We start from the raw sequence: 14,673 nt of genomic DNA, 5'->3' as shown, positions 1-14,673 counted from the left end.
CGACACCGGGAATGTCTCAACCTTGGCATATCCGGCGTCTATGCGGCGCTTGTGCTCGTTGTAAAGCTGGCTCAGGCATACCGCCATCTTGCCGCTGCCGGGGCCGGGGGCAGTCACAATCACCAGAGGCTCCTCGGTCTCGATATAGTCATTACGCCCAAAGCCCTCGTCGGAGGCGATAAGCCCCACATTGGCAGGGTAGCCGTCGATTATATAGTGAACATAGCTTTTTATGCCCATGCGCTCCAGACGCTGACGAAACGCATCGGCGCTTGCCTGTCCGTTATAGTGGGTGATGACTATTGAATTGACCTTGAATCCCCGTCCCTGAAACTCACTTCTAAGCCTGAGGGCATCCATGTCGTAAGTAATACCGAGGTCCTGTCTTACCTTGTTCTTCTCGATATCTACAGCGCTGATTACTATCACTATCTCGGCATGATCTGCAAGCTGGCTCAGCATACGCAACTTGCTGTCGGGCTGAAATCCAGGAAGCACGCGGCTTGCATGATGGTCGTCAAACAGCTTTCCTCCAAGCTCCAGATAAAGTTTGTTGCCAAACTTTGCAATCCTGTCCTTAATATGGCTGGACTGGATTTTCACATATTTCTCGTTGTCGAATCCGTGTTTCATAACGGGACACAAAATTACGCAAATTCATTGGATTAATACTCCAATCCGGCAAAAAATCTCATAAAGTGATTGAATTGCCGCCACTATATAATATATGTGTCGGTTGAGTCAGGCATGCCTCGTGACACCGGCCCGTCACAATAGCAAAAATCCACTAACGACCCAAAACTCCAAGCATTTTGAAAGCATATACACAAAACACCCTCAAATTGTCAACAAAATCAAAATTTTTCAAAAATTTTTCACATTCCCTATTGCAGAGAAAACGGAAATTACTAATTTTGCAGACGTAACGGGAGCCGAATTCCCTACAAACAATCTCTAAACCTATGATAAAAGAGATTCCATTCACTAAGATGCATGGCATAGGCAACGACTACATATACATAAACTGTATGGAGCGTGTGCCCGACAATCTGCCCCGGCTTGCCATCGAGATGAGTGACCGCCATACAGGTGTAGGCGGCGACGGAATCATCCTCATCTGTCCCTCGGAATGTGCTGACTTCAAAATGCGTATATTTAACGCCGACGGCTCTGAAGCGCGCATGTGCGGAAATGGTAGCCGCTGTGTAGGGCGCTATGTATATGAATCGCGCCTTACCCGCAAGACCACCATCACCCTCGAGACCCTTTCAGGAATAAAGACACTATACCTCCATCCCGACTCCGACGACCGGGTGCCATCAGTCACCGTCGATATGGGAATTCCGGTAACTGACACCGCTGAAGTACCGGTAATATCCGATGCCACCGTCATGGTCAGTGAAAATGTGGCCACATCCCAAGGCACGGTAAAGATTACGGCCATTTCGATGGGAAACCCTCATGGAGTCATAATAGTCGAGGCTGCCGACACCGCTCCCGTAGAAACCCTCGGCCCGGAACTTGAACACCACACCATATGGCCCGACAGGGCAAACATAGAATTTGTCGCGGTCATAAGCCCCGTCGAATTGCGCATGCGCGTGTGGGAGCGTGGCAGCGGCGAGACAATGGCATGCGGCACGGGAGCCTGCGCATCGCTTGTGGCTTGTGTGCTCAACCGGCTTACAGAACGCCATGCCATAATCCATCTGCAGGGGGGCGATCTTGAAATCGACTGGAATCCCGACGACTCACATGTCTACATGACCGGACCGGCCGAGACAGTATTCCACGGCATATACCACCGACTATAAACTCATATACAGGGACTGATAAATAATGGGATAACGATGATAAAGATTAACGACAACTTCCACCGGCTCGCGCCCACCTACCTTTTTACCGAAGTGGCGCGGCGGCTTAAGACATACGCCGCCGCCCACCCCGATGCCGAGATAATACGCATGGGCATAGGCGATGTCACATGCCCCATATGTCCGGCAGCCGTGGATGCGATGAAAAAAGCGGCCGACGACCAGAGCGATACCGCAACATTCCACGGATACGGCCCCGAACAGGGGTATGAATGGCTGCGGCGGGCCATAGCCGAAGGCGACTACCTGTCGCGTGGAGTAAAAGTGGACATCGACGAGATATTCGTAAGCGACGGAGCCAAAAGCGATACGGGAAATATCGGTGATATAATTTCGCCCGAATGCCGCGTAGCCGTCACCGACCCGGTATATCCGGTATATGTTGACACCAATGTCATGGCCGGCCGCGCCGGAATGCTGAACGCCGACGGGCGCTGGAGCCGCATAACCTATCTGCCATGTACTGCCGACAACGCATTCATTCCGGCGCTACCTGACGACTGCCCCGACGTAATATATCTGTGCTACCCCAACAACCCCACCGGCACAGCTCTTACCCGCGACGAACTTGCCCGATGGGTTGAATACGCACGCACCCACGGCTCGCTTATACTATTTGATTCGGCCTATGAGGCATATATATCCAGCCCCGATGTGCCTCATTCGATATACGAGATAGAGGGCGCGCGCGAAGTGGCCATCGAGTTCCGCAGCTTCTCCAAGACCGCAGGATTCACCGGCCTGAGATGCGGCTACACCGTAGTGCCTAAAGAGCTGAAAGGTGTCGCTGCCGACGGCACCGCAGTGAGCCTCAACAGCCTGTGGCTACGCCGGCAGTCTACAAAATTCAACGGCGCAAGCTATATAATACAGCGCGCGGCCGAGGCTCTATATACTCCCGAAGGGCGCAGACAGGTAGCCGACACGATAGCCTACTACATGCGCAATGCTCAAATCTTGCGCGAAGGCCTCGAGAAACTCGGGCTGCAGGTATGGGGAGGTATCGACGCTCCCTACATCTGGCTCCGCACCCCCGGAGGCATGTCGTCATGGGAATTTTTCGACTTCCTGCTCGACCGTTGCCATGTGGCGGGGACACCGGGCTCAGGCTTCGGGCCATCGGGTGAAGGATATTTCAGACTCACTGCATTCGGCCGCTACGAGGACACAGTGCGTGCGGTGGAACGGATGCGCCAGCTCTCTGTAAATGGATAGATACAAACCAACTAATAATCATATATTCAAAGTGTTATGTCAAAGTTGAGATTTAAAGTAGTGGAAGAGGCTTTTGACCGTAAAGCAATCCCTGTGGAAACTCCCAAAGAGCGCCCGACAGAGTATTACGGAAAATACGTCTTCAACCGTCAGAAGATGTTTGAGTATCTTCCCAAGAAAACCTATGATGCACTTGTCGACGCTATCGACAACAAAAAGACCCTGTCGCGCGAAGTCGCCGACAGCGTGGCCGCAGGCATGAAGCAGTGGGCCATCGACAACGGTGCACGCCACTACACCCACTGGTTCCATCCGCTGACCGACGGCACCGCAGAAAAGCACGATGCTTTCGTTGAGCACGACGGCAAAGGCGGCATGGTAGAGGAATTCACCGGCAAGCTCCTCGTACAGCAGGAGCCCGACGCATCGAGCTTCCCCAATGGAGGTATCCGCAACACATTCGAGGCACGAGGATATTCGGCCTGGGACATATCGTCGCCGGCATTCATTCTCGACAAGACCCTATGTATCCCGACAATCTTCATCGCCTATACCGGCGAATCGCTCGACTACAAGACACCTCTGCTACGAGCCCTCAACAGCGTAGACAAGGCCGCCACAGCCGTAGCCCGATATTTCGACCCCGAGGTGAAGCATGTCAACTCGTTCCTCGGATGGGAGCAGGAATACTTCCTCGTCGACGAGGCTCTCTACAGCGCGCGTCCCGACCTGGTGATGACCGGACGCACTCTCATGGGACACGAAAGCGCAAAAAACCAGCAGCTCGAAGACCACTACTTCGGCGCCATCCCCTCGCGTGTCGAATCCTTCATGCTCGACCTGGAAATAGAGTGCCACAAACTCGGCATCCCCGCAAAAACGCGCCACAACGAGGTCGCTCCCAACCAGTTTGAACTTGCGCCAATATTCGAGGAGACCAATCTTGCCAACGACCACAACCTGCTGCTGATGTCGCTCATCGCAGAGGTGGCCCGCCGCCACAATTTCCGCGTGCTCCTGCATGAGAAGCCATTTGCCGGCATTAACGGTTCGGGCAAACACAACAACTGGAGCCTCGGCACAGATACCGGCGTGCTGCTCTATGCTCCCGGCAAGACACCAAAAGACAATCTTCAGTTTATAACGTTCGTAGCCAATACTATGGCAGCCGTACACCGTCACAACGGACTGCTCAAGGCCTCAATAATGTCGGCTACAAACGCCCACCGTCTTGGAGCCAACGAGGCCCCTCCTGCCATCATATCCATATTCCTCGGCTCACAGCTGTCAGAAATATTCGACAAACTCGAAAACAGCGACTCCGACGACCTGATCGAGCTGGCAGGAAAGAAGGGCCTGAAAATCAATGTTGACCAGATTCCAGAAATCATGGTCGACAATACCGACCGCAACCGCACATCGCCGTTTGCCTTCACCGGCAACCGATTCGAGTTCCGTGCCGTAGGCTCGTCGGCCAACTGCGCCTCAGCCATGATTGCACTCAACGCCGCCATAGCCGAGCAGCTGATGGACTTCAAGACAAAAGTCGACGCACGCATCGCCGCCGGTGAAGGTCTCGACCATGCCCTCCTTGCCGAGGTTAAAGAGATACTACGCGAGTCTAAGGCTATACATTTCGACGGCAACGGATACTCCGACGAATGGAAGGAAGAAGCCGCACGCCGCGGACTCGACTGCGAGACGTCTGCGCCTAAGATTTTCGACGCTTACCTCGCACCGTCAAGCATCGAGATGTTCAGAAAGACCGGCGTATTCACCAAGCTCGAGCTCGAAGCACGCAACGAGGTAAAATGGGAGATGTACACCAAGAAACTTCAGATTGAAGCCCGTGTACTCGGCGACCTCGCCATCAACCATGTAATCCCCGTGGCAATCCGCTACCAGTCTGTGCTCACCGACAATGTGTTCAAGCTCAAGACCCTATTCCCCAACGAGAAGGGCGACAAGCTCGCCGCAATGGACCTCGACACCATCGAGCGAATATCGACACACATGGCTACCATAATGGAAGAGGTGAAAAAGATGGTCAACGCCCGCAAGGCCGCAAATAAGATTGACGACGAAAGGGAGAAAGCCATCGCATACCACGACAATGTGCTCCCATGCATGGATGTCATACGCTATCATATCGACAAACTCGAGCTGATGGTCGACGACGAAATGTGGCCCCTGCCTAAATACCGCGAACTGCTCTTTATCCGCTAAGCCCGGACATATACACACATATACGTGAGTGAGGCGGCAACGGCATTATGCCGCCTCACTCCACTCTTCTCTCCTGCCTCATTAAGGAAAGTTTTTAAGAAAAAAGATATGCATAAAGGTTTGCCAACGTCCGAAGGGCTGTATGACAGCCGCTACGAGCACGACGCCTGCGGCGTAGGACTGCTTGTCAACATCAAGGGCGTAAAATCGCATCAGCTTGTTGAAAAAGGACTACAGGTGCTTGAGCACATGGTCCACCGTGGTGCCGAAGGCGCCGACCCGAAGACCGGCGACGGAGCCGGAATCATGGTACAGATACCTCACGAGTTTATCCTGCTGCAAGGAATCGCAGTGCCCGAAAAGGGGCGCTACGGTACCGGACTCGTATTCCTGCCGAAAGATGAGTACATACAGCAGACAATACTCGACATAATCGAACGCGAGGCCATGGAGGCCGGACTGTCGCTCATAGCCGTGCGCAATGTCCCCACCAACAACGACCAGCTCGGTATCGTGGCCCGCGGAGCCGAGCCTGCCATACGCCAGATATTCATCGCCGACGAGAGCAGCGACGAGCCAATGGAGCCAAGGCTATATATATTGCGCCGGCGCATCGAAAAGAAAATCGCCGCTCTCGACATTCCCGACAAGGAGCAATTCTATATCGTGAGCCTGTCGTCGCGTGTGATTGTCTACAAGGGGATGCTGTCGAGCCTGCAACTGCGCTACTATTTCCCCGACCTGATGAATCCGCATTTCACCACCGGGATGGCGCTCGTACACTCACGATTCTCTACCAACACGTTTCCGACATGGGCGTTGGCACAGCCATTCAGAATGCTGGGTCACAATGGTGAGATAAATACCATCCAGGGCAACCGCATGTGGATGAAAGCCCGCGAATGTGTGCTCCATCCGGCTACGCTCGGCGACAATGATGTAACTCCCATAATACAGCCAGGCATGAGCGACTCGGCATCGCTCGACAATGTTCTGGAATATTTCGTCATGTCGGGGATGTCGCTCCCCCACGCCCTGGCTATGCTCGTGCCGGAGTCGTTCAACGACCGCAACCCCATATCGCCCGAGCTGAAGGCATTCTATGAGTATCATTCCATCCTCATGGAAGCATGGGACGGCCCTGCCACGCTGCTGTTCAGCGACGGCCGCTACGCAGGCGGCATGCTTGACCGAAACGGTCTGCGCCCGGCCCGCTATCTGATTACAAACAATGGCACTATGGTCGTGGCGTCGGAGATAGGCGTTCTCCCCTTCGAAGCATCGGAAGTGAAAGAGAAAGGACGCCTGCGCCCAGGCAAGATGCTGATGGTCGACATGGAGAAAGGTGAAATCTACTACGACCCCGAACTCAAGGAAAAACTTGCCGGAGAATTCCCCTATCGCGACTGGCTGCAACGCAACCGCATCATTCTCGACAAGATTACCACCGGACGAAAGGTAGAAAACACGGTAGCCGACTTCAACAGGCTGCTGAGAGCTTTCTCATACCACCGCGAGGAGATAGAGAAGATAATGACTCCGATGGCTGCCGACGCGAAAGAGCCGGTCAACTCCATGGGTTGCGACACACCTCTGGCGGTGCTGAGCCGGGAGCCACAGATTCTATTCAACTATTTCCGACAGCACTTCGCACAGGTCACAAACCCGCCTATCGACCCGCTCCGCGAAGAACTCGTGATGAGTCTCGACAGTTATATCGGAGCTATAAATCTCAACCTTTTCGAGCTGTCGCCCGAACTTTGCAAGATGGTGCTGCTGAAGCGTCCGATTATCACCAACCGCGAGCTCGACATACTGTGCAATCTGCGTTATAAGGGATTCAACACCCGCAAGCTCGCTATGACATTCCCGGTAAATGAGGGTGCCAAAGGTCTTGAGGATGCCATCGCGAGGCTTTGCAGCGAGGCCGAGCAGGCTGTCGACGAAGGCTGCAACTACATAGTGCTCTCCGACCGGGGTGTCGACCGCAACAATGCGCCTATACCGTCGCTGCTCGCCACTTCGGCGGTACACCACCACCTGATTGACCGGAAAAAGCGCCTCCAGACAGCGCTTATAATCGAGACTGCCGGTGCTCGCGAGGTAATGCACTTCGCCCTGCTGTCAGGCTACGGAGCAAGTGCGGTAAACCCCTACCTTGCATTCGCCGTCATCAACGACCTGGTAGAGCGCAAAGAGCTGCAACTCGACTTCAACACCGCCGAGAAGAATTTCATCAAGGCAGTCGACAAAGGCCTGCTCAAAGTAATGTCAAAAATGGGTATATCCACCCTTACGTCATATAAAGGAGCACAGCTGTTTGAGGCAATCGGCATATCGGAAGAACTCACCGGCAAATACTTCGGCTCTACCGTAAGCAAAATCGGAGGTATCGACATATCCGACCTGACTGACGAGATACTTGCCACACATACGGCAGCATATGCCGAGGAGATTGACCCCGACGAGCCGCTGCGCCATATCGGACAATATGCATTCCGCAAGGATGGCGAGAGCCATGCATGGACACCCGAGGCAATAGCCACACTTCAGCTCGCCACACGCATGGGGAGCTATAAGAAATTCAAGGAATTCACATCAATAGTCGACAACAAGCCGTCGCCGATATTCATACGCGACTTCCTCGAGTTCCGCAAAGGCACACCACTGCCCGTTGAGGAGGTCGAGCCCGAGGAGGCGATTATGCGCCGGTTCGTGACAGGAGCCATGTCGTTCGGCTCAATATCGCGAGAGGCCCACGAGGCGCTCGGCATAGCTATGAATGCCATAGGCGCGCGCTCCAATACAGGCGAGGGCGGAGAAGACCCCGAGCGTTTCACCCCCCGCGAGGATGGCTCGTCGGCACGTTCGGCCATAAAGCAGGTGGCATCCGGACGTTTCGGCGTGACTGCCGAATACCTGGTCAACGCCGACGAGATACAGATAAAGATTGCCCAGGGAGCAAAACCGGGCGAAGGCGGCCAGTTGCCGGGATTCAAAGTCGACAAAATCATTGCCAGGACACGCCACTCAATACCCGGAATATCGCTCATATCTCCCCCGCCCCACCACGACATCTACTCTATCGAGGATCTCGCCCAGCTCATCTTCGACCTGAAGAATGTCAATCCGCAGGCAAGCGTAAGCGTCAAGCTGGTAAGCGAGAGCGGCGTCGGCACTATCGCCGCCGGAGTGGCCAAAGCCAAGAGCGACCTGATAACCATATCCGGCAGCGACGGCGGCACCGGCGCATCTCCTGCCAGTTCGATCAGATACGCCGGTCTGCCTGTGGAAATCGGTCTTGCTGAAACCCAGCAGACTCTTGTGCTCAACAATCTCCGCGGACAGGTAAAGCTACAGGCCGACGGACAGCTGAAGACCGCGCGCGATGTCATCACCATGGCCATGCTTGGAGCTGAAGAGTACGGATTCGCCACCAGCGCGCTGATTGTGCTCGGATGTGTGATGATGCGCAAATGCCACCTCAACACATGCCCTGTAGGAGTGGCAACCCAGAATGAGGAGCTGCGCCGCCGCTTCGTAGGCCGCTCGGAATACGTAGTCAACTTCTTCCGTTTCCTCGCACGCGAAATCAGGGAAACTCTCGCTGAGATTGGCGTTCGCTCGCTCGACGAGGTAATCGGACGCACCGACATGCTCCGCGTAAAGCCCGACTATACTACGCCAAAGACATCCCACCTCGACTTCTCGCGTCTGCTCTATATGCCGTCGGAGGCCAAGGTCAATGCCATAACCAACGTCATGCCACAGAAGCACGACATCGACCATGTGCTCGACCGAGAGCTTATATCAAGGGCCTATCCCGCCATTGAGTCGGGAATGCCCGTCGAACTTGAATTCCCCATACACAATACCGACCGCTCTGTAGGTGCCATGCTGTCGGGCGTTATTGCCAGGAAGTATGGAAACGCAGGTCTGCCCGACGGCACCATCGCCTGTACGTTCCATGGCTCGGCAGGACAGTCGTTCGGCGCGTTTCTCGCCCACGGCATATCCTTCAGGCTCGAGGGAGATGCCAACGATTATGTAGGCAAAGGCCTCTCTGGCGGACGCATCGTAATTGTGCCGCCGACCGGAGCCGCATTCCTGCCTCAGGACAACATAATCGCCGGAAACACGCTGCTCTACGGAGCTACTTCAGGCGAAATATATATAAATGGCCGCGTAGGTGAGCGATTCTGTGTGCGCAACTCGGGGGCAATAGCCGTAGTCGAAGGTGTAGGCGACCATTGCTGCGAATATATGACCGGCGGACGCACTGTAGTGCTTGGCTCGACAGGTCGCAATTTTGCAGCCGGAATGAGCGGAGGCATTGCCTATGTATGGAATCCCGACGGTAATTTCGACTACTTCTGCAACATGGAGATGGTAGAGCTGTCGCTCATCGAGGATATGGCCGACAACCGCGAGCTGTACCGCCTGATTGGCAACCATTACAAGCACACCCGCTCGCCGCTTGCCGGAATGATGCTCGACAACTGGCAGCAGTATGTCGACCAGTTTATCAAGGTCATTCCATTCGAGTACAAAAAGGTATTGCACCAGGAAAAAATGGACCGCATGCAGGAGAAAATCGCCGGCATCGAGCGCGACTAATAACAGTCGGACAAGAATTAACCACGACCAATTAAGAATACATAACGCAACACAATATATGGGAAATCCCAAAGCGTTTCTGACCATACCACGCAAAGAGGCCGGCTACCGGCCCGTCAACGACAGGATTAAGGATTACGGAGAGGTCGAGCAGACTCTCAATCCGGAGGACCGGCGCCTACAGGCATCGCGCTGCATGGAATGCGGCGTACCGTTCTGCCACTGGAGCTGCCCCCTGGGCAACAAGCAGCCCGAATGGCAGGACCGCCTCTACAAAAACGACATACACGGAGCATACCGCCTGCTCACAGCCACCGACGACTTTCCGGAATTTACAGGACGCGTATGTCCGGCTCTGTGTGAGAAAGGATGCGTGCTCAACAAGGAGCATGAGCCTGTGACAATCCGTGAAAACGAAGCCGCAATCGTAGAGCGCGCTTTCCTCGAAGGTGTGGTGGAGCCACGCATACCCTCGAAGCGTACCGGAAAGCGTGTAGCCATAATCGGCTCAGGTCCTGCCGGACTTACATGTGCCAACCGCCTCAACCAACATGGCCACACCGTCACGATATTCGAGAAGAACGAAGCCTCAGGCGGCCTGCTGCGTTTCGGCATACCCGATTTCAAGCTCAACAAGAGCGTTATCGACAGGCGTGTGGACATTCTCAAGCAGGAAGGAATCGAATTCCGTACCGGCGTTGAAGTCGGTATCGACATTCCGTTGGCCCGGCTGACCGATGAATACGATGCTGTATGCATCGCCATAGGCGCCGAAGTGCCGCGCGACCTTCAGGTGGATGGCCGCGGACTGCATGGAGTCCATTTCGCGCTCGATCTGCTACGGCAACAAAACCGGGTGAATGCCGGACTGGAATTTTCAGCAGACAGCCGTATCTCGGCCAAAGACAAAAATGTGCTTGTAATCGGAGGAGGCGACACCGGAAGCGATTGTGTCGGGACTGCCAACCGGCAAGGCGCGCGTAGTGTGACCCAGATTGAAATCATGCCTATGCCGCCTGAAGGGGAAAATCCCGCTACACCTTGGCCCTACTGGCCTGTCGTGCTCAAGACTTCAAGCAGCCACCTGGAAGGATGCACACGCCGATGGCTGCTCGACACACGCCGGTTCATCGGCGATAAGGACGGACACGTAAGTGAAGTCGAAGTCGAAGAAATCGAATGGATTGACGATGCCGCCTCCGGCAGAAAGACCATAAAAAGGTCGGGCAAGACCGAAAAGATAAAGGCCGAGCTTGTGCTCCTCGCTCTCGGATTTACCAATCCGAAAGCCGAAGGGCTGCTTGAACAGGCCGGCGTAGAGAAAGACCCGCGCGGCAATGTCAAAGTCAGCGCCGACATGTCGACATCCGTGCCTGGAATATTTGCTGCAGGCGATGCCTCGACCGGAGCATCACTCGTAGTAAGATGCATAGCTTCAGGCCAACAGGCTGCTGAAGGCATACACCATTACTTATCGTCAAAATAGCATTTTCATATAGAGCCGCACACCTTCCGATAGGGATGCGGCTCTTCTATTATAACCAACTTACCGATAGATGGAACCTCTCAAACATGAATGCGGCGTGGCTATGGTGCGCCTGCTCAAGCCGCTTAGTTACTACAAGGAAAAGTACGGCACATGGCATTACGGCCTCAACAAGCTGTACCTGCTGATGGAAAAGCAACACAACCGCGGACAGGAAGCGGCCGGCGCCGGATGCATCAAAATGCACTCACCTGCCGGCACAGAATATGTGTATCGCGAGCGGGCACTCGGCTCAGGAGCCATTAGCGAGATTTTCTCGTCAATCAACCGACAGATAGAGCATGCCCGTCTCGACGACCATAGCGCGGAATGGGTAGAAGAGGAAGCTCCATTTATCGGAGAGATATACATGGGCCATCTCCGCTACTCCACCACCGGACGCAGCGGCATGAGCTACGTGCATCCGTTCCTGCGCCGCAACAACTGGTGCTCGCGCTCGCTTATGCTCTGCGGCAACTTCAACATGACCAACGTAGAGAGCATATTCTCGGAAGTGGTGGCCAAGGGGCAGCATCCGCGTATTTTCTCCGACACGGTAATAATCCTCGAGCAGCTCGGCTACTCTCTTGACAAGGAGAACTCACGTCTGCACCAGCTGTTCAGCCGGCAGGGCCTCGACGGCATCAATCGCGCCCGTGCGATTGAGGACAATCTCGACATACCGTCCATATTGCGCTCAACGGCCCCGAGCTGGGACGGCGGCTATGTAATCTGCGGGGCTGTCGGCTCAGGCGACATGTGGGCGCTGCGCGACCCCCACGGCATACGTCCCGCATTCTATTATGCCGACGACGAGATAGTGGTGGTAGCCTCCGAGCGTCCCGTGATACAGACTGTGATGGATGTCGCTATCAACGATGTGCATGAACTGGCTCCGGGCGCGGCCGTAATTGTGGCCAAGAGCGGAAATGTAAGTGTGGAGCAGGTGCTCCCCGCCGCATCCGACGCACGATGCTCATTTGAGCGAATCTACTTCTCGCGCGGCAGCGATGCCGACATATACCGCGAGCGAAAGGCTCTCGGATGTCAGCTTGCAGCACCGGTGACCGAGGCTTTGGGCGGCGACCTGCATCATGCAGTGTTCTCCTTCATTCCAAACACGGCGGAAGTAGCGTTTATCGGCATGTGTGAGGGTCTTGAGAGCGAACTGGACCGTCGCCGGGCAGAGGCTATTCTTGCCGCCCAGGAAAGAAACGTACTTACGCCCGCGGTGCTGGAAGAAATCATGAGCCGCAAACTGCGCGTGGAGAAGGTCGCCATAAAGGATATCAAACTGCGCACGTTTATAGCAGAAGGAGCCACACGCGCCGACCTCGCCACACACGTCTACGACGTGACGTACGGACTTATTGAGCCGGGCGTCGACTCTCTCGTTGTGATTGACGACTCAATAGTGCGCGGTACCACCCTCCGGCAGTCGATTCTGCGCATGCTCGACCGCCTGTCGCCACGACAGATAGTTGTAGTAAGTTCTTCGCCACAGGTGCGCTACCCCGACTGCTACGGCATCGACATGTCGCGTATGGGTGAGTTCTGCGCATTCCGTGCAGCCGTCGCACTACTGAAAGAGAGCGGACGCACCCATGTGCTCGACGATGTATACCGCCGCTGCCTGCAACAGGAATCGATGCCCGACTCTGAGATTGTAAATTGTGTGAAAGATATCTACGCACCATTCTCCGACGAAGAGATTTCAGCCCAGATAGCGCGCATGCTTACTCCCGAGGGCACACGCGCCGAAGTGAAAATCATATATCAGACTCTTGACGGCCTACACCGGGCGGTTCCATCCTCGCCGGGCGACTGGTATTTCTCCGGCGATTATCCTACGCCGGGTGGCATGCGCCTGGTCAACCGTGCCTACGTCAACTACTACGAAGGCCATCCCGACCGCCGCTGACAAGCCACCGCTACTCCTACACAAAAAAACGAAACATCCACCGTACGCAGTAGTCCGGTGGATGTTTCGTTTTTACGTTCCCAATCGGGAAATATCAGTTGACAGTAACCTCGTCGAGGAAGAACCAAGCGGGATATCCCACGCCATAGTGCCACGACGGGCATGTCTTCACGCCTGTTATGTCGACTTTTATATAGCGGGCCTTTACAGGCGAGGGCGATTCATGTCCGAGCGACACAAATTTCACCTTCGCTTCACGGTCCTCGGGCTGCACTTTCTCACCGAAGTGAGTGAAGTCTACACCATTGTTTGAAATGCTGTAAACCACCTTCTCCGGCAGAAGAATCCATGCACCGAGCTGATGGAGGAAGTCGGACGAAACCGACGAGAACTCTTTCTCCTCGCCAAGGTCGAGCACAAACGAGCCGTCAGTACCTTCCCAGCCGATCCAGCTCTCGACGAAAGTCGTGCCTCCGTATAGACCGTCGGTAAGAGCAGTCTCTCCGAGTTCGGCATATCGTCCTGTGGGAGGCACATTCCAGGTTATCTTTGCGCCGGCAGCCTTGTTGACAGTAGTGCCGGGCAGGAAGCGCTCCATATACAGTTTACAATATTCCGAGGGATGATTGCTGCGCTCGTTGAGTGTAGGCACTCCATATTCGGCCGTGCGCTCGTCAAACAGGGCGAGAGCCTTTTTCAGCACCTCAGGGTCGTGGCCCTGCTCGGTACGCGCGATTTCAAGTTCGGAATACTGGAGCGGCAGGCGCGCCATGCGCACACGGCGCAGCAACACCGAATCATTGGCAACGGCACGCTCGGCATCATCAAACAGCTCATTATAGCGCTTGCGACACTTCGCATTGAGCATACCGTCCTTGTGGGTCACCGGCGAATCGTAAATCCAAAGCTCTTTATCACTGGCGAGCAGACCACCCTCAAGCAGCTTTTCATACTGGTAGATATAGGGAGCGGCCGCACCATAGTAGCCGTCCATAAACGAGCGCATGAGCGAGTCGGCATTGAGGTACGGATTCCACATCAGCTTGCTCACCATATATGCCCTCATCTCGGAGAAATCGCCACCCTTCGAGCCGCCAATCTGCGAGAAGTGCATCGTAGCGTTATGCTCCTTGAAGAGTTGTATGTTTTTCTGGAGAATCGGGAAATTGGGGAATGGCGCCACCATGTTGTCGAAGTTGATGCCGTAGTCCCAGATAAAGATATTATTGGAAATCTTCGACCATCCCTCAAGAGCCTACATGAAGTCGCGGCCCGAGGCATTGTCGGTCAGAGGC

The 14,673-nt window shown here is 54.8% G+C and carries 7 protein-coding genes and 1 pseudogene; 6 read left to right on the top strand and 2 right to left on the bottom strand.

Going from position 1 to position 14,673, the window contains the following annotated elements; translation table 11 throughout:
* Positions 1-633, bottom strand: a 633-nt coding sequence (locus tag K2I50_RS08515; protein WP_301025907.1) for a DUF1846 domain-containing protein, incomplete at its 3' end; no start/stop codon positions are given.
* A 329-nt stretch (positions 634-962) separates the two neighbouring features.
* On the opposite strand from K2I50_RS08515, the gene dapF reads away from it, so the two are divergent.
* The 6 genes from dapF (at position 963) to K2I50_RS08485 (ending at position 13,378) form a co-directional block, all read left to right on the top strand.
* The gene (gene dapF, locus K2I50_RS08510) at positions 963-1,814 is read left to right on the top strand and encodes a diaminopimelate epimerase (protein ID WP_301025906.1); all 852 of its coding nucleotides are present in this window, start codon (positions 963-965) and stop codon (positions 1,812-1,814) included.
* Positions 1,815-1,850: 36 nt separating this feature from the next.
* Positions 1,851-3,089 (top strand): LL-diaminopimelate aminotransferase, encoded by a 1,239-nt coding sequence (locus tag K2I50_RS08505; protein ID WP_301025905.1) that lies wholly within the window; start codon positions 1,851-1,853, stop codon positions 3,087-3,089.
* 36 nt (positions 3,090-3,125) lie between these two features.
* A complete protein-coding gene (locus tag K2I50_RS08500) occupies positions 3,126-5,315 on the top strand; it encodes a glutamine synthetase III family protein (protein ID WP_301025904.1) in 2,190 nt (729 codons plus the stop codon).
* Positions 5,316-5,423: 108 nt separating this feature from the next.
* A complete protein-coding gene (gene gltB, locus K2I50_RS08495; RefSeq protein WP_301025903.1) occupies positions 5,424-9,932 on the top strand; it encodes a glutamate synthase large subunit in 4,509 nt (1,502 codons plus the stop codon).
* A gap of 58 nt (positions 9,933-9,990) precedes the next feature.
* Positions 9,991-11,418: a glutamate synthase subunit beta gene (gene gltD / locus K2I50_RS08490; protein WP_301025902.1), complete on the top strand. Its 1,428-nt coding sequence runs from the start codon at positions 9,991-9,993 to the stop codon at positions 11,416-11,418.
* 70 nt (positions 11,419-11,488) lie between these two features.
* Complete coding sequence (locus tag K2I50_RS08485; RefSeq protein ID WP_301025901.1) at positions 11,489-13,378, top strand: amidophosphoribosyltransferase; 1,890 nt, start codon at positions 11,489-11,491, stop codon at positions 13,376-13,378.
* A 94-nt stretch (positions 13,379-13,472) separates the two neighbouring features.
* Here K2I50_RS08485 and K2I50_RS08480 read toward each other — a convergent pair.
* Positions 13,473-14,673 (bottom strand): annotated as a pseudogene (locus tag K2I50_RS08480) (DUF4838 domain-containing protein); the annotation flags it as partial.

It is taken from the genome of Muribaculum sp. (assembly GCF_029051885.1).
In the GTDB taxonomy this organism is placed as follows: Bacteria; Bacteroidota; Bacteroidia; order Bacteroidales; family Muribaculaceae; genus Muribaculum.
Note: the sequence above shows the minus strand (reverse complement) of the source record. Positions and strands in the feature narration are given on the sequence as shown.

Coding starts and splice junctions, on each gene's coding strand:
- gltD (WP_301025902.1), top strand. CDS start 9,991: ATGGGAAATCCCAAAGCGTTTCTGACCATACCACGCAAAGAGGCCGGC.
- gltB (WP_301025903.1), top strand. CDS start 5,424: ATGCATAAAGGTTTGCCAACGTCCGAAGGGCTGTATGACAGCCGCTAC.
- K2I50_RS08505 (WP_301025905.1), top strand. CDS start 1,851: ATGATAAAGATTAACGACAACTTCCACCGGCTCGCGCCCACCTACCTT.
- K2I50_RS08500 (WP_301025904.1), top strand. CDS start 3,126: ATGTCAAAGTTGAGATTTAAAGTAGTGGAAGAGGCTTTTGACCGTAAA.
- dapF (WP_301025906.1), top strand. CDS start 963: ATGATAAAAGAGATTCCATTCACTAAGATGCATGGCATAGGCAACGAC.
- K2I50_RS08485 (WP_301025901.1), top strand. CDS start 11,489: ATGGAACCTCTCAAACATGAATGCGGCGTGGCTATGGTGCGCCTGCTC.